Source organism: Martinezella sp. CNPSo 3959 (assembly GCF_057784355.1).
The window spans coordinates 245,350-266,464 of record NZ_JBXSOV010000005.1 but is presented as its reverse complement, the minus strand read 5'-3'; the positions used below and the strand labels follow the sequence as shown (position 1 = coordinate 266,464).

The window sequence follows — 21,115 nt, the reverse complement described above, 5'->3', positions numbered from 1 at the left end:
TGATAGAACGGTTCAGAGATTCCGTGAAAAGCTGAACCGCTCTATTGGCCGAACCTTCGTTCAGGCCGCCGGCGTTGGCTCGCCAAGCGAAAGCATCAACCGGTTCGCCCAGTTGAAGAAGGCGGCTCCATGGATCACATCGGCGATTTCCAGATCATCCAAACCTTCTTCGCGTAACCTGCGGATTTCGTCCACTCCGAATTGCGAGGGGGTGGCCGTCAGCGCGGCTGAAGCTTCGACGACAGCGTTCCATCGGCTGCCAAGATCGGCTTGAAGGCCCTCGTCCAACAGACGCTGCACATCCTCAGTCCGCTTGGAATGATGGGAGGCAAAACGCGAATGGACCGATGCGCAGAAGATGCATCCATTCGCCCGCGAAGCGGCCGTAGCAGCCAGTTCCCGTTCAGCGCGGGGAAGGCCGGCCGAGACATTGTAGAAGATATCCTTGTCGGTCTTCGTACGCGCGCCCAGAATGTCGGGGTCCCGCGCCAACAGCATGAAGTAGGGCGATTTTGCACGCGACGCGTCCACGAGGCCCGCCCAATGGCGTTCGGTCAGCTCCGCTTCGTCAAGGGGCTGCAGCCAGGGCGTCCAGCCGATCTCAGCTTGAGTGAAGGCGTTTGGCCGGTTTTCGATTGCCGGATGAATGACAGTTTCGGTCATGGCAGAATTCCTTATCCGTGCGATTTAGGCTTGGGCGACCTGTCCGATGGTGGCGGAACTTGCCGCCAGGGCCTTCAGGCCGGTAACGACCCTGATCTGGAACGCAAGGAATGCGACGAGCTGCGACAGGGTGACGATGCCGGTGGTCGTCCAGCCGGCATCGAGCAACTTCTGCAATGCCCCGGCGCTTGCCTCCCTCGGTCGGAAGACCAGAAGGTGGATGTGTTCGAGCGCTGCGCTGAGTTTTGGATCCAGAAGATTTCGGCTCTCACCCGAAACCTCGTAAACGAGGCCCGGCTTGTCCTCACGCGATAGCGGGCCAGCCGGATAATGGCCGTAAGGCCCGTGTGCATTGCCCCGATCTATTTCGGCGTCGATGACGGCAACGAGGGCGGAGCCATGGGGCTCATCCTGGAGTTTGGAAGAATAATAGCTCCCGATCGCGGCTGCCTTGTGCAGCCCTGCAACGAAGGCCGCGGCGGCGAAGCGCTCCGCCGGAGTGGCGCTTCCCCAATGTTCGGGTTCAAAGAGAGCCTCATAGCTCTTCTGCGCATTAAGGCGCGTCTCGGGCCGCTGCGCCCGAAGACCGTCAAGACGGGATCCTGGCTCTATCCCAGCGAGGAAGTCGATAATATCCCTGTTCTGCAAAGTCATGGTCGATGCCTTCTCTTCGGATGCTGCTATTCAGACCTGCGCGGCGAAGCGACGTTCGTTCCCAGTGGCGCCTTGCGGTACCCAGCCGAGCGCGGGTGCGACATGAGCGGCGGTCAGTTCCAGTGAGCGCAGGATGTATTCATGCGGCGGATCGACGGAGTGCACCTGAAAGACCAGATCGGTGACACGCGCCAGGGCCGCGTCTGCCTGAAGCGATTCAATAACGTCATCAGGGGTACCGACGTGGACGTCGAACGCTTTGATCAGGTCGGCCGTGGTTTCGCCCGGAATCGCAAACCCCGCTGCCTTGAAGTGCTCGACGATCCGCCTCAGGCCGAGATCGGCAAATTGAAGAGCTTCTTTTCTGCTGTCGGCGACAAAGAGGCTCCGCGAACCCAATATTCGCGGCTGTCGCCCGGCCGGCAGCGCTGAAAGATAGGCATCGATAATCGGGTTCTGCAGGTCCGAAAGCCTGGCGTCCGGCGTCTCCGGCGGCCGCGGCTGCGTCCTAGATAACATCAGCCCGTCGCCATCGCGGCCGGCACGCAAGCCGCCGCCCACGGAAAATGTCGCCTGCCAGACATGGTCGCGCAGATGCGGCGCGGCGGGATAAAGGCGGTTGCCGCCCGTAAGCTCTCCGCCCGCCCAGGCATTGCGCACCAAAGCAAGATGATTGCCATAAACCTCCGTGCGCTGGCTGCTTTCCAGGCCGAAGGGAAGAAAGGCTTGCGGAGTGCCGCCAGTGCCGAAGCCGACTTCCAGCCGCCCATCAAGCAGGCTGTCGAGCACGGCGGTATCTTCGGCGACCCGGACAGCATTTTCCATCGGCAGCGTGATGACGCCGGTACCGAGGCGAATACGCGACGTCTGCGGGGCCAGGGCAGCAAGAAATACCAATGGCGCGGGCAAGCCGCCCTCATCGCCGTTGAAGTGATGCTGCGCCACCCAGGCAGAATCGAAGCCCTGTTTTTCGGCGTGGATGATCTGTTCGGAAACCAGCCTGTAGCGCGTTTTCGCATCTGCCTGATCGAGGACCCGGCTGAAGAAACCCAATCTCTTCGGTGGTGTTGATGTACTCATGAGGATTATCCTGCACTGACGAGGGTCGGATCTGTGGCCCGCGGAAACTTCTTGCCTGGCACCGCATCGATCAGTTCACGCGTGTAAGGGCTCTTGGGATTGCTGAAGACGTCTTCGACGCCGCCTGTTTCGACCAGCCGCCCGCCGTTGAGGACCGAGACCGTGTCTGCGATCTGACGCACCACCGCAAGATCATGGGAGACGAACAGATAGGTCAGTCCCAGCTCGCGCTGCAGCTCGTCCAAAAGATCGAGGATCTGCGCCTGCACCGTTACGTCGAGCGCGGAAACCGCCTCGTCGAGTACCAGGATCTGCGGATCGAGCACCAGGGCGCGCGCAATCGCCACGCGCTGACGTTGCCCTCCCGAAAGCGCGTGCGGCCGGCGTTGCAATAAGTCAGCCGGCAGTCTGACTTTTTCGAGAGTGGCCGCCACCTTCGCCAATCGTTCACGCCGGGGCAACCGTTCGAAATTCAACAGCGGTTCCTCCACGATCCTTTCGATCGTCTGACGCGGGTCGAGCGAACCATAGGGATTTTGGTAGACGAGCTGGATCTTCTTACGGAACAGTCTCAGCGTTTCGCCACGCAGCGAGGACAGATCGAGCCCGTCGATCACAACCTGCCCGGAGGTCGGCCGCTGAAAGGCTGAAACGATCCTGATCGTCGTCGTCTTGCCGGAGCCGGATTCGCCGACGATCGCATGCGTGCTGCCACGGCGAACACGAAACGACACGTCGTCCACCGCCCGGAAACTACCATCGCTGCCAGTACCGAAATCCTGCACCAGACTATCGACCACGATGATATCGTCTGCCGGCGCAGCGGATACGCTCGCATGCGGCGGCGATCGCTTCGGCCGGGCGTTCAACGATGGCGCATCGGCAAGCAGACGGCGCGTGTAGCTGCTTTGCGGGTTTCTGAGAATATCGGCGGTGCGTCCTTGCTCCTGAATGCGGCCATGCTGCAGGACTATCAGCCGGTCGGATCGATCGGCGGCAATCCCGAGATCGTGGGTCACCAGAAGGATCGCGGTGCCATATTCGCGTCTCAGATCATCGATCAGATCGAGTATGTGCCTCTGCACCGTCACGTCCAGCGCACTGGTGGGCTCGTCGGCGATGATCAGCGAAGGCTTCAGCGCGATGGCGATCGCGATCAGCACGCGCTGACGCATGCCGCCAGAGAGCTCATGCGGATATTGCCTGGCGCGCAGTTCAGGCTGGCTGAGACCGACACGCTTCAGCAATTCGACTGCCTTGGCTCGAGCGGCAGCACCGGATGCCCGGCCATGGACCGTCAGGATTTCGGCGACCTGCTCGCCAATCGTCCTCACCGGATTGAGCGAATTGCCCGGATCCTGCGGCACGAGGCTGATGACGGAACCGCGAATGCCATCCAGCCGCCTTTGCGGCCAGCCGGCAATGTTCTCGCCGTTCAGGCGAACGGTTCCTTGCTGCAGCAATCCACCTTCAGGCAGGAGGCCAATGAGAGCTTGCGCCGTCGAACTCTTGCCGGAACCGGACTCCCCGACCAGGGCGACGACCTCACCGGCGCGAACCTCAAAGTCAATATCGTGAACGACCGTGCGCAGGCCGCTCCTGTCGCGATAGGCTACCCTAAGGCCTGCAACATCGAGGATCGGCGCACCCTTTTCCGCAATTGTTCCGATGATAGGAGCCGTCATTTCCCGATACTCCCAAGCGCTCGGCTGATACGGTTGATGGAGATGACGACCAAGACCACGACAAGGCCGGGCGCCGCCGTCAGCCACCAGGCGGTTGCGATATAATTGCGTCCCTCGGCAATCAGCAGGCCCCATTCCGGTGTCGGCGGCGGCGCGCCGTAGCCGAGAAAGCCGAGGGTTGCGAGCTGCAGGATGGCCCAGCCGGCCTGCAGCGCAGCAAAAGCGATCACCGAGGTCAGCGAATTCAGCAGGATGTGGCGCCAGAGGACCTTGAGGAAGGTGCCACCGCTGCCGAAGGCGGCCTCGACATATTCGCTTCGGCGCACGGTGACGACTTCGGAGCGGACCAATCGGGCAAATTTGGCGATCAGCGTGCAGCCGACCGCAATCGCGGCGTTGACGGTGCCGAATCCGAGCAGAACGATGATGCTGAGCGATAAAAGCAGATCCGGTATGGACAGCATGACGTCCACCAGTCTCATGATGACCGTCTCGATCCTGCCGCCGAACGATCCGGCAAGAATGCCGAGTGTCGTGCCGGCCAGAAGCGCGATACCGACGGCGGCAAGCGCGCCCGAAAGCGAATGCACCGCGCCATAGACGATGCGGGCATAGAGATCGCGCCCGAGCGAATCCGTCCCTAGGAGATGAGCGGCACTCGGCGGCCGGAGATGTTGGCCGGGCAGTCCCTGTATGGGATCATAGACCGTGAAAATGCCAGGGACGAGCGCCCACAACACAGCCAGTGCAAGAATGAGGCAGGCGAGGACGAGACCAGGCTGTATGCGCGCGAGAGGCCGCCGAGTACGAGCGTCCTCGCGAATATCGGCAGTCACCGTCACGGACGATGCTCTTTCTTCCTGGCTTGGCGCATCCAGTTCGGTGTGCCGTTGCGCGGGTTCGATCCTTGCCATCATGCCGCTCCCAGTTTGATTTTCAGACGGGGATCGAGCACGGGATAAAGAAGATCGACCACGAGATTGATGACGACGAAGGCGGTTGCTGCGACGACGACGATTGCCTGGAGAACGGCGACGTCCTGGCTGTCCACCGCCTGCTTCGTGAGCCCGCCGATACCATTGAGGCCAAAGACCGTTTCAGTGATGACAGCGCTGGCGATCAACTCCCCAAACAGCAATCCGGCAACGGTTAAGACCGGCAGCAGCGTGTTCTTGGCAACGTGGCGCCACAGGACCTTGGCATGCGAGAGGCCTTTGGCTCGTGCAACAGGCACGAAGGGCCTTGTCAGGACTTCGTCTATGTTCTTCAGCAGGATTTGCGCCAGCGGAGCGGAAATCGGCACCGCGACGGTCAGGATAGGCAGGAAAAGACCTTCCCAGGGTCCGGGATTGATGACCGGAACGAGGCGGAGCCGGAAGGAGAATATCTGAATAAGCATGATGCCGAGCCAGAAGGTCGGCACCGATATGAACAGCGACGGTATGGACTGGATCAGGCCGCGCAGCCAGGCAAAGCCGGAAAGATTGCAGGCAATCGCGATTAGAACGGCAAGAAGCGTCGCCACCGCAAACCCCAATGCTGCAAGCAGCAGCGATGGCGGCAGGTTGGTGGCAAGCAGTGAGCTCACAGGAACGCCCGCCTGCAGGGAATAGCCGAAATCACCCGTCAGGAAGCTCCAGACGGCATGGAGATATTGGTGCAGGAACGATCCGTCGGCACCATAAGCCGCCCTGATATCGGCAAGCTGCTCGGGGCTCAGTCCGTAATCCGGGTTCTGGAACTTGACCAGCACCGCGTCGCCCGGCAGCGACTGCAGCAACACGAACGAAACGGTGAAAGCCGCCCATAGGACGAACAGCGCCTGCCCGAATTTCGATAATATGTATCTTGCCATGCCAATACCACGTCTTCGCATCGGGAAGGCCCGGCACCACGCCGGGCCAGCCCCATTTTTATCAGTGTTCAGCAAGCCAGGTGCTGTAGAAGGATGGGCGTCCCACGGCTTCGAATACAATTCCCTTCACGTAAGGCGCGCCGGCAAAAACCTGCGGCTCCTCGAAGAAGGGGATGACATAGGCCTGATCGAGTAGATATTCCTGCGCCGCCTTGGCCGCCGCCAGGCGTTTGTCGCGATCCGTCTCGGAGGCGACGGTTTCCAGGATGCCGTTCAGCTTGTCATCGGAGAAACTCGCCTTGGGATTGAGGCCGCCCTTTTGCAGCAATGCATCGCGGTTCTTGGGGTAGAACTGGCTCTTGATGACATCGGGATCGGCACGACCGACTTCGGCGACGACCAGAGGCGTCTTTGCCGGATCGACATTGTCGGTCACCAGATTTCCCGAGGTGCCGGCAAGAACCTGCAGCTTGACGCCGAGCTTGGCCCATTGCTGCGCGACGAGCTGCAGCACGGCCTTGTTCTGTGGCTGGGGTAGGGATTCGTAGACTGCAAGCGAAAGCGGCTTGCCATCCTTCTCGCGAACGCCGCTCGCGCCCTTCTTCCAGCCTGCTTCATCCAGGAGCTTTTCCGCAAGAGCCGGATCGTAGGTCAGTTTCGACGACAGATCCGTGTAGCCAGCCGCAGCCGACGAAATGACCGATTTCGCTTGCGGATAATTTTCCGAAAACAGCGTGTCGACGATTTCCTTGTTGTTAGTCGCATGCAGGAGCGCTTGGCGAACCTTGAGATCGGCAACCAGCGGGTTGTCCGGGCGGAAGGCGACGCTGTCGTTCACGCCGCGGGTCGGCGCCGCATAGATCGCGAAACTCTGGTCGGAGACCTGCTTCTCGTCATAGGCCTGCAGCTGACGGATGAAATCGGCCTGGCCGGAAAGCAACGCGCCGATGCGCACGCTATCCTCGCCGGTGATGATGTATTTGATGCCATCCAGATAGGCCCGGCCCTGATGCGCCAGCTTGCTCGGACCCCAGTTGTAGTCTGTCCGCGCCTTCAGCGAGAGCTGCTTGCCGAGCGTCTCGCTCTCGACGACGAAGGGGCCGGATCCGATGATCTTCGTCGCATCGCCGAGCTGATCGAAGGGCAATGCCAGCGTCTTCAACGAGACCAGGCCAGACCCGATGACGGATGTTCCCTGCAGAAAGCCCGGAGATGATTTCTTGAAGTAGAACTTGATCGTATAGGGATCGACGACTTCGCTGTGATCGTAATTGTTGATGACTTCGGAAACCGGCTGTTTCAGCTCCTTATTGCCGAGGCCGAACGTATCGTAGTTCTTTGCGACGGCATTGGCATCAAGCGGGGTGCCGTCGGAAAAGGTTACGCCTTTACGGATCTTGAACGTATATTCCGTCGCCGCATCGTTGACCGTCCAGGATTCGGCAATCCACGGCTCGATATCGAGCGTCTTCGGGTTTTGATAGGTCAGCTTGTCGGTGATCTGGTTGAGAATGCCGCCGTTCGGATAGAATCCGCCTGCCGGCGGATAGAGGTTCGTATGCGCCTGCTGTTCGAGATAAATCAGCGTGCCGCCTTTGACCGGCTGGTCATCGGCGAATGCCACCGGCGCCGCCAGTAGCCACACGGTCAGTAAACTTGCCGCCTTGAATTTGGCTTTGATGCCCATTGTGTAAGCCTCTGTAGGATAATGCACATCAACCTATGGCAAACCCCTATCTATCTATAGAATTAATATTCTAATTTGGGCGTAACCTGGGAAACGAACGCGCGGCAATATCGTGGCGTTGAATGGGTGCGGCGGGCTGCTTAATGGGACAAGCATCCACTAAAAATGAGCGGGCAATATTCGCGCATTCAGAAACGCCTCCGCAATCCAATGCGCTTCCTCGATACCCTTCAATCTTTTCTATTAGAATTGTTTTTCCCTACGGCCCGACTATTTGGCATTGCCGAGAATGGCCTGCCGCACCTACCAAGCATATAATCCACTAAATTAATGGATTAATCGAACTTGGAACGCCTCCGATCGTTCGTTCGTTCGGAAGAATCGATTTCAACGGGTGATGAAAATGACCAGACAGGTGATTGAATATGCCGGCATTCCGGTAGGCATCGTCGTTCCGGACAACGGCGCGCTAAAGTTCATCGCAGTCAAGTTTCATGTCTATGATCTCGACGGCCAACATTTTGCCGCCGCTTCGGACGTGCTGCGAGCCATCCATCAATTGGCGTCCCCGTCGACCGGCAACCTCGACCGCGCTGCATAAAAGAAGGCGTATCATGAGGAGGCTGCATCGCCTCTTTCGGCGCCCTGCACAACGCGATGACCTATCCCATGCCTTAACCTATCTCCATACCGGGAGCCCAACACATGGTCGTTACTGCCCAACCTCTCATCCTCGATCACGCCGTCATCGGCGTTCTTGACCGGCTGGACGAGGCTGCCGCAATCTATCGCAAACTCGGCTTTGCGCTGACGCCACGCGGCTACCATACGCTGGGCTCCATCAATCATCTTGCCGTGTTCGGCGAGAACTATCTGGAGCTGCTCGGATTTCCGCCTGACGGTGACGGGAAACGCGCCGATCTCTGGTCTTATCCGGTCGGTTTGAACGGGCTTGCCTTTCGAACCACCGATGCGGCTGCTCTGCAGCGCGAATTGGGCGATGCCGGCAAACCCGTCACCGAATGGCGTGATTTCTCGCGCCCTGTCGACGTTGGAGGCGTAGAGAAGTCAGCCAGTTTCCGCACCTTCCAGATCGGCAAAGAGGCGATCTCCAACGGTCGCTTCTTCTTTTGCCAGCACAATACGCCGGAACTGGTGTGGCAGCCGGGGGATCAGAGCCACCCCAACGGTGTTCTTGATATCGTCGATGTCTTCATCGTCAGCCGCGCTCCCCAGACGCTAACCGAACTGCTAGGCGGATTTGCCAATACCGTTGCTCCTGAAATCACCAGGGACGGCATTGCAATTCAGGCCGGCACCGTCACACTTCATATTCTGTCCGAGGCTGATGCTGCCTCCCGGTTCGGCTCGTCCATTCCGACAGATTTTGACGGCAACGAAAGAAAAGTGGCGCTCGGATTGAAGGTACGATCGCTTGAAGCAACCGCAGACATCCTGGCGCAAGGAGGCTTTTCGCCTCGCGCCCTTGAGGGCGGCCTGCTCGTTGATGCCGATGCCGCCAATGGAGTTGCGCTGTGGTTCAAGGAATAGAAGAGCCGGCGCATACTTGGCGGTGACGCACAAATAGTACGGCGGGAGCTCCTGAACGGCGGCAACTGAGATGCCGGTATCCGGCATTGCGATCGTTCAGCGCTTCGATATCGAAATCAATGCAAGGAACTCCACATGGCCAATCAGCCCGTCACCACCCGTATCGTGCTTGCCTCCCGTCCCGTTGGAAAACCGGTGGCGGCAAACTTCCGGCTTGAACGGGAAACCTTGCGGGATCTCGACGAAGGCGAGGTTCTTCTGCAGATCCTTTATCTTTCTCTCGACCCCTATATGCGAGGTCGCATGGACGACGCGAAATCCTATGCCGCGCCGGTCGAAATTGGCGGCGTGATGGAAGGTGGAACCGTTGGGCGCGTGGTCAAATCACGCAATACGGAGTTCACGCCGGGAGACATCGTCCTCTCCCATTCCGGCTGGCAGAGCCATGCGATCTCAAACGGCGCGGGATTGCGCAAGCTGGACCCGAATGCGGCGCCGATCTCGACGGCACTCGGCATTCTGGGAATGCCGGGCTTCACCGCTTATGCGGGGCTGCGCAATATCGCACGACCCAAAGCCGGAGAGACATTGGTCGTTGCCGCTGCAAGCGGCGCGGTCGGTTCGGCCGTCGGGCAGATCGGCAAGATCTTTGGTGCAAGGGTGGTCGGCATCGCAGGCGGGCCGGACAAATGCCGCTATATCCACGACGAGCTTGGTTTCGATGCCGCGATCGATCACCGTGCGGACGATTTTCAAGCCCAGCTTACATCGGCTTGTCCGAACGGCATCGACATTTATTTCGAAAATGTCGGCGGGCACGTCTGGAATGCCGTGTTTCCGCTACTGAACGATTTCGCGCGCGTGCCGGTCTGCGGACTGATCGCACATTATAACGAAGACCCGTCCACTTCGCGCGGATCGGACCAACTCCCCGCGGTGATGCGCGCCATCCTGAGAAAGAGCCTGACCATCCGGGGTTTCATACAGCGCGAATTCGCCGATCAGCGCCCCGATTTCTATCGCGAAGCTGGAAAATGGATATCCGAAGGGCAGCTGAAATATAAGGAGGATATCGTGGATGGGCTCGAAAACGCTCCGGAAGCTTTCCTTGGCCTGCTAGAAGGACGGAACTTCGGTAAACTGGTCGTGCGTGTCGCACAGAGCTGACCGCCAGCCGTCAGTGGCGCATATCGGTCCTTCATCGCAATCTCTCCGAAATGGCCTCGGCGACCTTTCTTGCCTGCACGCGAATATCAGGCACGGCGGTAATTTCCCAGAATTGGCCCGCAGTCAGCGCGCCGACGGCATAGATGACCGCTTCGCTGCCGCTCGAACCAGGGATGCGTGAGCGCTCATCGACCACCAGTCCGAGACGAAGCGGGTCTGCCTCGATCAGGCCTTGGCGCTGCATCTCCTGCAGCAATGGGGAATGGGCGATGCCTGCCCGCTCCATGCCGGTGCAATTCACGATCCAATCCGCCTCAATCGATGCGGTAAAGCTCTCGCCGCGCGGCCGGTAATGTACGGTCAAAGACTTGATTTTCTCGACATTCTGTAGGTAGCCGGCGCGGACCGAAACCTGGCCGCTTTGCAGCATCGTCTCAAATCTCCGGAACACATCCGGCGCAACCCGATGACGATGAATGTTCCACCATGGCAACGCATGGCGTAAAAAGCGGCGGCGCTCGGCCTCCGGCAATCTCGACCAGAGAGCTTGCGTTTTCGGGCGCAAGCCATCCATGACTCTGCGCCAGTCCCCCGCATCTTTGCTTTCGCGACGGAGAACATGCAAGAGTTCACTCATCCTCGTGGGCAAGGCTCCAACGTCGATCTCGACCGCCGGCTTCGGATGACTGACGTGATCGTGCGGAACGAGACCCCGCCGCGACAACACGATTATCTTGCCGGTGAAACCGTGGGCAGACAGTGCCAAGACCTGATCGATCATCGTCAATCCCGAACCCAGGATACAGACCGTATCGGTCGCATCCACGCGCCTCAGCCATGACAGTCGCCATGGATTTTCGATGATGTGGGAGCGCAGGCCGGCGGGCAATCCGGTCAAATCGAAGGGCAGTTGGGCATTCCCCACTCCCAGACAAAGCACGACGCTTCGCCCGGCGATCTCATTGCCGTTGTCCAAAATAAAACCGAGCGCGGAGCCGTATCGCTCAACGCATCCGGTCGCCTTGGCCTTGATGAAATCAACCCGGCAACGCCGTTTTCTGTTGCGCAGCAGAGCAGCCAAACTGTCTCGAATATACAGGCCATAGTCCTGCCTAGAGGCGAAATCTCCCGCATCCAGCGGTCGCTTATGCTCCCGCAGCCATTCGACAAAAGCATTCGGACGGTCCGGAAAAAGGCTCATGCGGCCGGCCGGCACGTTCAAACGGTGCAGATAGAGCTCGGTGCGATAGGCGGTTCCGCGGCCAAATCCGGGATCGTCTCCGACAATGGCGATGGATGCGGTTTCGGGAAGCAGTTCCACGAGGTTACAGACGGTGGAGATGGCCGAAAAGCCGGAACCCACGACAACGGCATGATAGATCATGGCTTGCCTTCTTCACTTTCGGGCGCTGCGGGAATTGCCAATAACTTCCTTTCATCTGATTTAGGGCGGATGGATTTCGATCCAACATGCGACGATGGCTTGCCGGGGAGATATCGAATGTCGCCCTACCTTCTTCCGCTCATGACACGGCCGCACGCTTGGCCCGCTTTCTCAATGTGCAAGACATTATCTATAAATTTCGTGGATTAAAAGAATAGGTTTCCGCCGCCTTCCCTTGAATGGGCAAATGAACTTCTTCGTCCTGCAGGCAGCTTCCCCCGGCGGCCGGCAGCGTATTTTCTTAGCCGCTTATTGTTCCAATGAAGGAACTCTGGGTGCCGACATGAGTTGGGGTCTTTCTTTCAAGGAGGATAGAGACATGCAAGTGAACGCAGCAATGACACGTGACGTGCGCGTCGCAAATCCCAACCATTCCATTCGCGAAGCTGCGACCATGATGGCCGATCTCGATGCCGGCATTATCCCCGTCGGCGAGCATGACAGGCTCGTGGGCATGATCACGGACCGCGACATTGCGGTACGCGCAGTCGCGCAAGGGAAAGGACCGGAGACCAGGATCGGCGACGTGATGTCGGCAGAAGTCAAATATTGCTTCGAGGACGATGACGTCGACGATGTGATGATGAACCTGGGCGATATTCAGTTGCGGCGGCTACCCGTTCTCAATCGGGACAAGCGGCTGGTCGGCATACTCTCACTTGGCGACATTGCCGTTTCCATGGAGGACGGATCTGCCGGCCTTGCGCTTGCCGAAATATCCAGGCGCGGAGGAGCGCATTCGCAAAGGCGAACCGGCAATGAGTGAAGGAGTGACGCGATGTCTGCATTAAAAACAACGACGGATCACAAGCTGATCCGCCAATGGGTGGACTCAAGAGGCGGACACCCATCCCGCGTGAAGAACGCCGGGGCGATGGCGGCCTTTTGCGGATCGATTTCGGAGAGCCTAAGAAAAACCTGGAGGAAATCGGCTGGGACGAATTCTTCCGGATCTTCGACGAGAACAAGCTGGTATTCCTCCATCAGGAATAGACGGAAAAAGTTCGCCCTGTCCAACCGGGCCGAAGCTCTTGCGAACGCAGTGCGATTCGCGTCGTTGCCTGACGTTCGAGAGCCTTGCCCGTTCAGTAGGAAATTCGCCCATCGACGATCGGTGATGATCCTGAGGAAAGTTGCTGTTTCAACACCTGTCTCGCATCATCGCTGATGATCGACATGGGAGCTGCGACCGCGACTTTCGCCGCCGAGCCCGCCAGATCTGCGGTGCGCACGGCCGCCATGCCCACTCTATCCGCAAGCGAAACCTGTCCGGTGTCCAACGATTGCCCCGCCAGCCGCCGCCCTAGCAGCTGGACCATGTCGCGATTGTCCGCAAAGGTATTGTGGCCCAGCGCGTCGTCGGGCTTTACGGCGCTCGTATCGACGACCGTGATCCCGAGCTTGGCCAAGTCTGCCGCATAGGGTGTCGAATCGAAGCTGCCGACCCGATTGACACCACCGGAGAGCCATTGCGAAACCTGTAATGCCTTGTCCTTGGTTGAGGAAAAGATCGTGAAGTGCGGATGCTGCACGCCCATCTCGATCATCTGGCGGCGGAATACGTCGATATCGATGTCAGGCGATGCGAGGATGACATTCTTCACCTTTGACGGAATTGTCTTGTTGCGCATGGCAACGCCGCGCAACGCTTCCGCCGTCAACCATGATCCCATGGAGTGGGCAAGGATCGTCACCTCGCCGACATCGGGGCTTTTGGCAGCCTGCAGGATCATGTCTTCCAGCGCCCGTCGCGAGAAATTCGTGCTTTCCTTGTCGTAGAGATAGTCGAACACGTTGCCGCGCGAGGGCCAGGTGAAGAGGATCGGTGCGGCATCCGTTCCGGAATCATGCATGATCTGCGCGAAGCGGAAGACGGCGTCGGCATAGGTATTGTTGAAGCCGTGCACGAAGATGACGACCTGCCGCTTGGCATTGCGGTTCTTGCCAAACCACTCGAAAATGTTGCGCTCCGATGCCACCTTTCCGACCTTGAGGACAGCAAACTCCTTTTCGGGATTGGCCGGTACATGCGATGGCCATTGCACTTCGCCGATCTTGCGATTTCGATCGGGAGGAATGGAAACGACGATATCGTTGAGAGAAATCGCCGTTCCACGTTCGCCGGAATAAAGCTCGCCTGGTTTGTCGGTCGGCTGGCGTGTCGTCGCCACCAGCATGTCCACGGTGCGGGTGCCTGGTCGCGCCGTTGCGACTGGCTGGAGAACATTCTCCAGCCGCCCCGCGCAGCCTGCCAGGACCGACAGGGAGATCAGAACGGAAAGACCAGACCGCTTGAAAGCAAATGAGGTCAAGCTGCGCTGTGCGCAGGCAACGGGACGAACGCTGCCGGCAAAGTCCCTTCGTCCAACCTTCTGCATCGGACGCCCCTTCAGTGTTGCGCGTCGTCGCGGGGAATTCGGAACCAGGCAACATAGAGTGCCGGGAGGAAGAGCAGCGTCAGAACCGTACCGACGACGATGCCGCCCATCATCGCATAGGCCATGGGGCCCCAGAATATCTCCCTGGAGATTGGGATCAGCGCGAGCGTTGCGGCCGCCGCCGTCAGCATGATGGGCCGCATTCGATGCTCCGTCGCCTCGATAACCGCTTGCCAGGCCGGCACACCCTCGCTTCGAAGGTGCTCGATCTGCACGACAAGGATCACCGAGTTGCGGATCAAGATACCTATGAGAGCAAGTATGCCAAGGATTGCGACGAATCCCATGGGCGCGTTGCTGAAGAGAAGTGCTGCAACCACACCGATAAGCGCTGTGGGAGCAACAGCGAACACCAGAAACAGCCTGCTGAAGCTTTGCAGCTGAATCATCAGGATCGTCGCCATGATGAACAGCATCAGCGGCGCTACCGCCACGATCGGCCCCTGCGCTTTGGCGCTCTCCTCGACCGAGCCGCCATCGACGATGTGGTAGCCGCTTGGGAGTGTCTTGCGGAACTCGTCGACCTTCGGCTGCAATTCGTTGACGATCGTCGCCGGCTGCGTCGGTCCGACCACGGCAGCCTTGATGGTGATGGTCGGTATGCGGGTGCGCCGCCAAATCGTTGGCTGCTCCAGCTCGTAGTGGAAATTCGCAACCGCGGACAACGGTACGGATTTGCCATTGGAACCGCCAAGCTGGAGGTTCTGCAGCGTCTCGATCGAACCTCGCTCGGAGGTCTGGGCGCGGCCGATCACGTCGACGAGATAGATGTCATCCCGGATCTGCGTGGCCGACGACCCCTCGACAATACTGTTCAGTGCCGTTGCAATATCCTGCGAGGAGACTCCCAGCTGCCGTGCCTTGTCCTGAAGGACATCGACCTTGACCACGCGTGAAGGCTCGTTCCAGTCGAAGGTCATGTTGGACAATAGAGGATGCTGACCGACGATACCGGCGAATTTCTGAGAGATATCCCTGACCTTCTGGATATCCGGCCCGCTGATCCGGTACTGCACCGGCTTGCCGACCGGGGGGCCGATGTCGAGCAGCTTCACGAATGCATCGGTTCCTGGGAAGGTCTTCGTCAGATAATCCTGCAGTTCGGCTTTGACCTTGTCACGAACGTCGAGCCCCTTGGTGACGATCACGGTCTGACCGAACGAGACATCGGGCGTCTGCACGTCAAAGGACAGGATGAAACGAGGAGCGCCTTGGCCGACATAACTCGTCCAGTGATCGATATCCTTGTTGTTGGCCAGCATCTCGCGTTCGAACCTAGCCATCTGCTTGTTCGTCTCCGAAATCGAGCTGTTCTGCGGCAGGTTCCAGTCGACGATCAGTTCCGGTCTGTCGGAGGACGGGAAAAACTGCTGCTGCACAAGGCTCATCCCGCCGATGGAAAGAGCGAAGGCTGCAACCGTTGCGGCGATCGTAATCCAGCGCCAGCGCAGAGCCACGCGCAAGAGCCATGCAAAGGCTCGTGTAAAACGGCCTTTCTGCTCATGATGGGATTTCATGGTTTTCGGCAGGATCGAAACACCGAGCAACGGCGTAAACAGGACTGCAACGATCCATGAAACCAGGAGCGAAACGGCAATGACCACGAAGAGGGTGAAGGTGAATTCACCGGCGGCGCTGGTATTGAGGCCGACCGGGATGAAGCCTGCGACGGTCACGAGCGTACCGGTCAGCATCGGGAAGGCGGTCGAGGTATAGACGTATGTCGCCGCCTTTCTCAGATCATCGCCCACTTCCAGTCGGGCAACCATCATTTCCACCGCGATCATGGCGTCATCGACGAGAAGGCCAAGGGCGATGATCAGCGCTCCAAGCGAAATACGCTGCATGGAAATGCCGGTATATGCCATCACGAGGAAGGTGATCGCGAGCACGAGCGGAATGGAGATGGCCACCACGAGCCCTGCCCGGACGCCGAGGCTGATGAAGCTGATCGCAAGCACGATGACGATCGCCTCGAACAGCGCGCGTGTGAAGCCCGACACGGCCTCGTCGACGACGGCGGGCTGATCGGAAACGCGCTGGACGTCCACGCCGATGGGAAGATCGGCCGTGACCTGCTCGATCTCCTTGTCGAGCGCCTTGCCGAATTCAAGGAGATTCGCCCCAGTCTTCATGCCGATGGCAAGCCCGATCGCCGGCTGGCCGTTATATCTGAACAGCGCCGAGGGGGGATCGACATAGCCGCGCTTGATCGTCGCGACATCGGTCAACGGGAAGAACCGGTCGTTGACGCGAAGATTGATCGATCTGAGGCTTTCCTCTGACGTGAACTGGCCGCTGACCCGCAAGGCGATGCGCTCGGGACCGGCATCGACGAAACCGGACTGGGTGACGGCATTCTGCGCCTGCAGGGTGTCGATGACGGACTGTTGGTTAAGTCCGAGGGCTGCGATTTTTCGTGTAGAAAATTCGAGATAGATGGCCTCGTCCTGCGCACCGATGATGTCGACCTTGCCGACATTTGCGACCGTCAGCACCTTTGCGCGCGCAGTCTCGACGAGGTCACGAAGCTGTCGCTGTGTCAGTCCATCGCTGGTAAAAGCGTAGATATTGCCATAGACGTCACCGAAGGTGTCGTTGAAAAACGGTCCGACAACACCGCTCGGAAAATCCCCCTTGATATCGCCGATCATGTTGCGGACCCGCGTCCAGATGGCGTTGACATCCCTGGCTTTGGTCGTTGGCAGGAGCTCGACGAAAATGGTCGTCTTGCCGGCAACCGTCTCGCTCTTGGTATAATCGAGCGAATCCAGCTCCTCGAGCTTCTTTTCGATACGGTCGGTGACCTGTTTGGTCACCTCCTCGGCTGACGCACCAGGCCATTGCGCCTGAATGATCATGGTCTTGATGGTAAAGTCGGGGTCTTCTTCGCGGCCGAGACCAATATAGGAAAACGCGCCGGCCAGAATGAAGACAATCATGAAATACCAGACGAGCGAACGATGTTCGAGCGCCCAGTCGGACAGGTTGAATTTCTTCACGGGGATTTTCCTTAATCTACTTTGACGGCCTGGCCGTCGGCAAGCTTGTGAACGCCGGCAATAACGATGCGTTCGCCGGGGTTGATGCCTTCGGTGATCTTCACGGAGCCGCCCTCGACGAGATCGCCGTCGATCTTGATCGGTCGAATGGAGACCTTGCGAGTTGCGGTATCGACCACCCAGACGTTCGGCTTTCCATCCTTCATCAGGACGGAGGACGACGGCAGCAGAATCGTTGGATCTGCAACGACAGTCGCGGTCGCAGTGACGACGGAGCCGAGGCGAAACGTCGCCGGCGGATCGATGAGCGTGATTTTCGTGCGCCGCGTGCGGGTGGTCGCCTCGGCTTCCGGGGCGATCTCTCTCACGGTGCCGCTTGCGCGAATGGTCGGATCGAGCTGGAGGGCGATCTCAAAGGGTGATCCCACTTTGAGGCCGTCGAAGCTTGCCACCGGTATGTCGATGATGACATCGCGCTGGTCGGGACGGGCGACGGTGACGATGCTTTGCCCTGCGGAGACGACCTGCCCCACTTCGGCCGAAGTCGCTGTCACGACGCCATCGAATTCCGCACGAAGCTGCGCATAGCCCAGCTGTTCCTCCGCCTTGTCCAGATTGGCCTGCGCCTTGGCAACCGAAGCACTCGCACTCTTGCGCCCAAGCTGCGCTTCTTCAAACGCCGCTTCACTTCCCGATCTGCTCTCGAGGAGGGATCGCTGGCGCTCCTCGGTAGATGCAGCATTGACCAACTGCGCCTGGGCATTCGAAAGCTCGGACTGCGAACTTTTGACCGCAAGTTCCAGCGACAGCGGATCGATGGCGGCAACGATGTCGCCCTTCTTGACGATATCGCCGACGCTGACCTTGCGTGCGATGACCCGTCCCAGGACCCGAAATGCAAGCTGGGTCTCGATTCTGGCCTCGACCGTCCCCGGAAGGGTCAGGGCGGAGGCAGCGGTGGACTGGGCGACGACGGAAAGTACGGGGCGCGGCGGCTCGTAATGGGCTTCATCCGGCTTCTGGCAGGACGTCAGGAGCAGCAACGCGAGGATCGCAAGGCCGCTTGTGGCTCGGATGTTCATTTTGCGGCTCCCTTGTCATACGCAACGGTCTGGCCCGGTCGCAGGAATTTCGCGCCGTCGGCGACGACGATCTCGCCCGGCGACACGCCTGTCCGTACTGCGAAACGGCCAGTTTCGTAGCTGGAAACATCGATCTGGCGCAGCGACACGCTTGACGAAGAGGGATCGACGACCCAGACGGCCGGTTTTCCGCTTTTCGAGGCCATTGCCGACCATGGCAATTCGATTGCGTCCCGAGCGGTTGACCGGAACAAGCCGATTACCGGAGCGCCAAGCTGCATTTCGGGCGCGCCTTCGAGCCCCACCTTGACCCTGATCGTTCCGGTCGACGCATCGATCGTGGGGGAGATTTCGCGTACGGAAGCCTCAACCTTATGCGACGGCGCCGAAAGGAGACTGACGGCGACCTTGTTCTCCAGATTGCGGCCCAGATAAAGGGACTCGAAAACGTTGAAGACCGCGTCGCGGGGACCGTCATGAGCGAGCGTAAAGATCAGCTGTGCGGCTTGCGCCACCTGCCCGACTTCGGCATTCCTGGCCGTGATGACGCCATCGGCATCCGCGCGCAATTCCGTATAGGAAAGCGCATCCTGAGCCGTGTCGAGCTGCGCTTGTGCCGATTTCACGCTTCCCTGGGCGGTCAGCAGCGTTTCCTGTGCCTGATCAAGTGCGGCGCGGGTCGTAACCTGCGTTCTGAAGAGGTTCTGCTGCCGATCAAAGGCAAGCTGAGCCTGCGTTTGCTGGGCTAGCGTCGATTGCAAGTTGGCGGTGGCAACATCCAGGTCGGCCTTCTGCTCCTCGGCGTCCATCCGTGCAAGCACCTGCCCGGCCTTCACTGACGAGCCGACATCGACGAAGCGTTCGACGATGCGCCCACTGACCCTGAAGGAAAGGTCGCTTTCCACGCGTGCGCTGATTTCGCCGGTGATGGCGCTGTTTTCCACGACCGGCGTGAGCTTGGCGACGACGGTTTCCACGTTCTTCGGCTTTGTTTCACTTTCAGCCTGCTTTTCGCATGAGGAGAGCGCGACCGCGCTCGCACCCAGCCATGCGATGACAAGGATAGTTTTCATGATCTGACCTCTTGCATCCGTCGGCGGGAGCAATATTATTGACTGACCCATTAGTCAATAGAATTTATCTTGACGTCAAACCGTCAATAACGCTCAAGGTGCGGCGATGACCGATCTAAAGAAGCTGACGCGCGCGGAGCAGAAGGCTCGCCGCCCCGTACAAATCCTGGATGCCGCGTTTGAGGAGTTCGTGGAGCGCGGCTATGTCGCAACACGCGTTGAAGATATCGCCAGTAGGGTCGGCGTTACGAAGGGAACCGTCTATGTTTACTTCGAAAACAAGGAACAGCTTTTCGAAGCGATGATCCGGCACATTTCGGAACCCCTCGAAAACCTGTTGGCAAGCGCGAATGAACTGAAAGGGACCGCCACTGAGCGGCTTCAGCAAAATATCGACCTCATCTACGATCTTATCATCAGGGACCGTAAATTGCGGGAATTGATGAGGTTCGTGATCGCCGAGGGCACGCGGTTCCCGCAGATCGTCGACAGGCACCACGACATATTTATCGATCCACTCGAACGGCAGATGCAGTCCCTTATCGACGAAGGGGTAAGGCTTGGGGAATTCCGTCAGGCACCGGCGGCATTCTGTGATGCGGTCGTCGCGCCGGCCATCGCCTTTCTATTCTTCAAACTGCTTTTCGACGAGCGGCGGGCCCTGGACAAGGCAAGCTATGTGAAGGCGCATATCGATCTCGTCCTGCATGGGCTGCTTGAGCGGCGTTGAACGGCCAACGCTCTTCCTGGTCTTGCAGCCATGGTGCGTCTTGAAACTCAATGGGCCCTTTGGGCTCTCCGATCTGCTTCGCGGAATTGTTCGTCCGAGCAAAAAGCAGATCACTCGTGAGATATATGCGCCGAAAGCTAACCTATGGATCAGTGTATGGCCAAAACTTACGGTGGTTAGGCTGAGACGATTAAAGCCTTATTGGCTGAAACATGGAGGACGATATGCCGCTGAATGATTTCGGAAATGTCGGAGACGCCTACCAGAGATATTCGGACGGGATACGCGGCAGAATACGACATGAACTGGTGTTCCAAGTCGTAGCCGGACTAACAACTGCTGGAGGAGCCGTTCTGGATATGGGATGTGGTGACGGTGAAATATCCGTGCGCCTATGCGAAGCAGGTTTCAATGTGCTGGGTGTCGATGCATCGGCCGAAATGCTGCGTCGAGCAAATTTGCGTAAGGCCCAATTACCGGAGCAAGCACGCAAACGGCTTAACTTTGAGGTCGGCACTATCGAAAACTTTGAACCAGGACAGACATTCGATGCAGTCTGCTGCCACGGAGTGTTGATGTATTTGGATGACAGCGGCGCTGCCATTCAAACATTAGCAGGCCATGTCAGCTCTGGCGGCCTGCTCAGTATTCTGACCAAGAATGCACTCTCCAACGGTTTTCGCGAAGGACTCCAAGGAGATTATACGCTCGCACGGCAGTTGATCGAGACCGGCGCGGCAAGCAGCCTCGGCAATCTCGGCGTCAACACGCGCGGTGATGATCCTTCAGCAATTGTGGATCGCATGAAGCAGTGTGGTTTTGACGACTGTCAATGGAGGGGTATCCGCATCTTCTCAGATCATCTCGATGCGGACAGCTTTGACGATAATATGGCTGACGCACTCATCGCGCTGGAGCAGGCAGCTTCGCTGCGCGACCCGTACAGGGGAATAGCCCGGCTGTTTCACGCGACGGGTCGAAAAGTTCAGTAGGCTTGCCACTGA

General features: G+C 58.8%; 19 protein-coding genes and 1 pseudogene. 8 read left to right on the top strand and 12 right to left on the bottom strand.

Translation table 11 applies throughout. The features are described 5' to 3' along the window. Positions 1–60 precede the first annotated feature (60 nt). From AC13RE_RS15005 to AC13RE_RS14975, 7 genes are all read right to left on the bottom strand, one after another. Positions 61–663 carry an alkylhydroperoxidase domain protein gene (locus tag AC13RE_RS15005; RefSeq protein ID WP_132717748.1) on the bottom strand — a complete coding sequence of 201 codons (603 nt, stop codon included), beginning with the start codon at positions 661–663 and terminating at the stop codon, positions 61–63. A 24-nt stretch (positions 664–687) separates the two neighbouring features. Beyond that, the gene (locus AC13RE_RS15000) at positions 688–1,317 is read right to left on the bottom strand and encodes a CMD domain protein (RefSeq protein WP_488563505.1); all 630 of its coding nucleotides are present in this window, start codon (positions 1,315–1,317) and stop codon (positions 688–690) included. A 30-nt stretch (positions 1,318–1,347) separates the two neighbouring features. Then, positions 1,348–2,397 carry a putative FMN-dependent luciferase-like monooxygenase gene (locus tag AC13RE_RS14995; protein WP_488563504.1) on the bottom strand — a complete coding sequence of 350 codons (1,050 nt, stop codon included), beginning with the start codon at positions 2,395–2,397 and terminating at the stop codon, positions 1,348–1,350. A gap of 5 nt (positions 2,398–2,402) precedes the next feature. Beyond that, positions 2,403–4,082 (bottom strand): dipeptide ABC transporter ATP-binding protein, encoded by a 1,680-nt coding sequence (locus tag AC13RE_RS14990; RefSeq protein WP_488563503.1) that lies wholly within the window; start codon positions 4,080–4,082, stop codon positions 2,403–2,405. Continuing rightward, a complete protein-coding gene (locus tag AC13RE_RS14985) occupies positions 4,079–4,996 on the bottom strand; it encodes an ABC transporter permease (RefSeq protein ID WP_488563529.1) in 918 nt (305 codons plus the stop codon). The genes AC13RE_RS14990 and AC13RE_RS14985 overlap by 4 nt, the downstream gene beginning before the upstream one ends. Then, positions 4,996–5,937, bottom strand: coding sequence for an ABC transporter permease (locus AC13RE_RS14980; RefSeq protein ID WP_488563502.1), 942 nt, complete (start codon positions 5,935–5,937; stop codon positions 4,996–4,998). Before AC13RE_RS14980 ends, AC13RE_RS14985 begins: the two co-directional genes overlap by 1 nt. Positions 5,938–5,998: 61 nt before the next feature. Further along, positions 5,999–7,624 carry a TIGR04028 family ABC transporter substrate-binding protein gene (locus AC13RE_RS14975; protein WP_488563501.1) on the bottom strand — a complete coding sequence of 542 codons (1,626 nt, stop codon included), beginning with the start codon at positions 7,622–7,624 and terminating at the stop codon, positions 5,999–6,001. A 403-nt stretch (positions 7,625–8,027) separates the two neighbouring features. Here AC13RE_RS14975 and AC13RE_RS14970 point away from each other — a divergent pair, with 403 nt between their 5' ends. The 3 genes from AC13RE_RS14970 to AC13RE_RS14960 all read left to right on the top strand — a co-directional run bounded on the left by AC13RE_RS14970 (position 8,028) and on the right by AC13RE_RS14960 (position 10,342). Beyond that, entirely contained in the window at positions 8,028–8,225 is a 198-nt protein-coding gene (locus AC13RE_RS14970; RefSeq protein ID WP_488563500.1) for a hypothetical protein, read from the top strand. Positions 8,226–8,329: 104 nt separating this feature from the next. After that, a complete protein-coding gene (locus AC13RE_RS14965) occupies positions 8,330–9,175 on the top strand; it encodes a VOC family protein (protein ID WP_488563499.1) in 846 nt (281 codons plus the stop codon). Between the two features lie 135 nt (positions 9,176–9,310). Further along, positions 9,311–10,342, top strand: a complete 1,032-nt coding sequence (locus AC13RE_RS14960) for an NADP-dependent oxidoreductase (protein ID WP_488563498.1) — start codon at positions 9,311–9,313, stop codon at positions 10,340–10,342. A 31-nt stretch (positions 10,343–10,373) separates the two neighbouring features. Here the strand turns inward: AC13RE_RS14960 and AC13RE_RS14955 are convergent, their stop codons facing one another. Then, complete coding sequence (locus tag AC13RE_RS14955; protein ID WP_488563497.1) at positions 10,374–11,726, bottom strand: FAD/NAD(P)-binding protein; 1,353 nt, start codon at positions 11,724–11,726, stop codon at positions 10,374–10,376. A 379-nt stretch (positions 11,727–12,105) separates the two neighbouring features. Here AC13RE_RS14955 and AC13RE_RS14950 point away from each other — a divergent pair, with 379 nt between their 5' ends. Both AC13RE_RS14950 and AC13RE_RS14945 read left to right on the top strand, forming a co-directional pair. Further along, on the top strand, positions 12,106–12,552 hold the full coding sequence (locus AC13RE_RS14950) for a CBS domain-containing protein (RefSeq protein ID WP_488563496.1): 447 nt from the start codon (positions 12,106–12,108) through the stop codon (positions 12,550–12,552). 12 nt (positions 12,553–12,564) lie between these two features. Continuing rightward, positions 12,565–12,779, top strand: a pseudogene (locus AC13RE_RS14945) (hypothetical protein). Between the two features lie 92 nt (positions 12,780–12,871). On the opposite strand, the gene AC13RE_RS14940 reads toward AC13RE_RS14945, so the two are convergent. From AC13RE_RS14940 to AC13RE_RS14925, 4 genes are read right to left on the bottom strand one after another with little or no spacing between them, the layout of a single operon-like run. Then, entirely contained in the window at positions 12,872–14,164 is a 1,293-nt protein-coding gene (locus tag AC13RE_RS14940; protein WP_488563495.1) for an alpha/beta hydrolase, read from the bottom strand. An 11-nt stretch (positions 14,165–14,175) separates the two neighbouring features. After that, positions 14,176–17,226 carry an efflux RND transporter permease subunit gene (locus tag AC13RE_RS14935; RefSeq protein WP_488563494.1) on the bottom strand — a complete coding sequence of 1,017 codons (3,051 nt, stop codon included), beginning with the start codon at positions 17,224–17,226 and terminating at the stop codon, positions 14,176–14,178. Between the two features lie 11 nt (positions 17,227–17,237). Further along, on the bottom strand, positions 17,238–18,308 hold the full coding sequence (locus AC13RE_RS14930) for an efflux RND transporter periplasmic adaptor subunit (protein WP_488563493.1): 1,071 nt from the start codon (positions 18,306–18,308) through the stop codon (positions 17,238–17,240). Beyond that, positions 18,305–19,381, bottom strand: coding sequence for an efflux RND transporter periplasmic adaptor subunit (locus AC13RE_RS14925; RefSeq protein WP_112414372.1), 1,077 nt, complete (start codon positions 19,379–19,381; stop codon positions 18,305–18,307). The genes AC13RE_RS14930 and AC13RE_RS14925 overlap by 4 nt, the downstream gene beginning before the upstream one ends. A gap of 106 nt (positions 19,382–19,487) precedes the next feature. On the opposite strand from AC13RE_RS14925, the gene AC13RE_RS14920 reads away from it, so the two are divergent. From AC13RE_RS14920 to AC13RE_RS14910, 3 genes are read left to right on the top strand one after another with little or no spacing between them, the layout of a single operon-like run. Beyond that, positions 19,488–20,111 carry a TetR/AcrR family transcriptional regulator gene (locus tag AC13RE_RS14920; protein WP_488563492.1) on the top strand — a complete coding sequence of 208 codons (624 nt, stop codon included), beginning with the start codon at positions 19,488–19,490 and terminating at the stop codon, positions 20,109–20,111. After that, a complete protein-coding gene (locus tag AC13RE_RS14915) occupies positions 20,089–20,349 on the top strand; it encodes a nucleotidyltransferase family protein (RefSeq protein WP_488563491.1) in 261 nt (86 codons plus the stop codon). The genes AC13RE_RS14920 and AC13RE_RS14915 overlap by 23 nt, the downstream gene beginning before the upstream one ends. Then, entirely contained in the window at positions 20,336–21,103 is a 768-nt protein-coding gene (locus AC13RE_RS14910) for a methyltransferase (RefSeq protein ID WP_488563490.1), read from the top strand. The genes AC13RE_RS14915 and AC13RE_RS14910 overlap by 14 nt, the downstream gene beginning before the upstream one ends. The last annotated feature ends 12 nt before the right edge of the window (positions 21,104–21,115 follow it).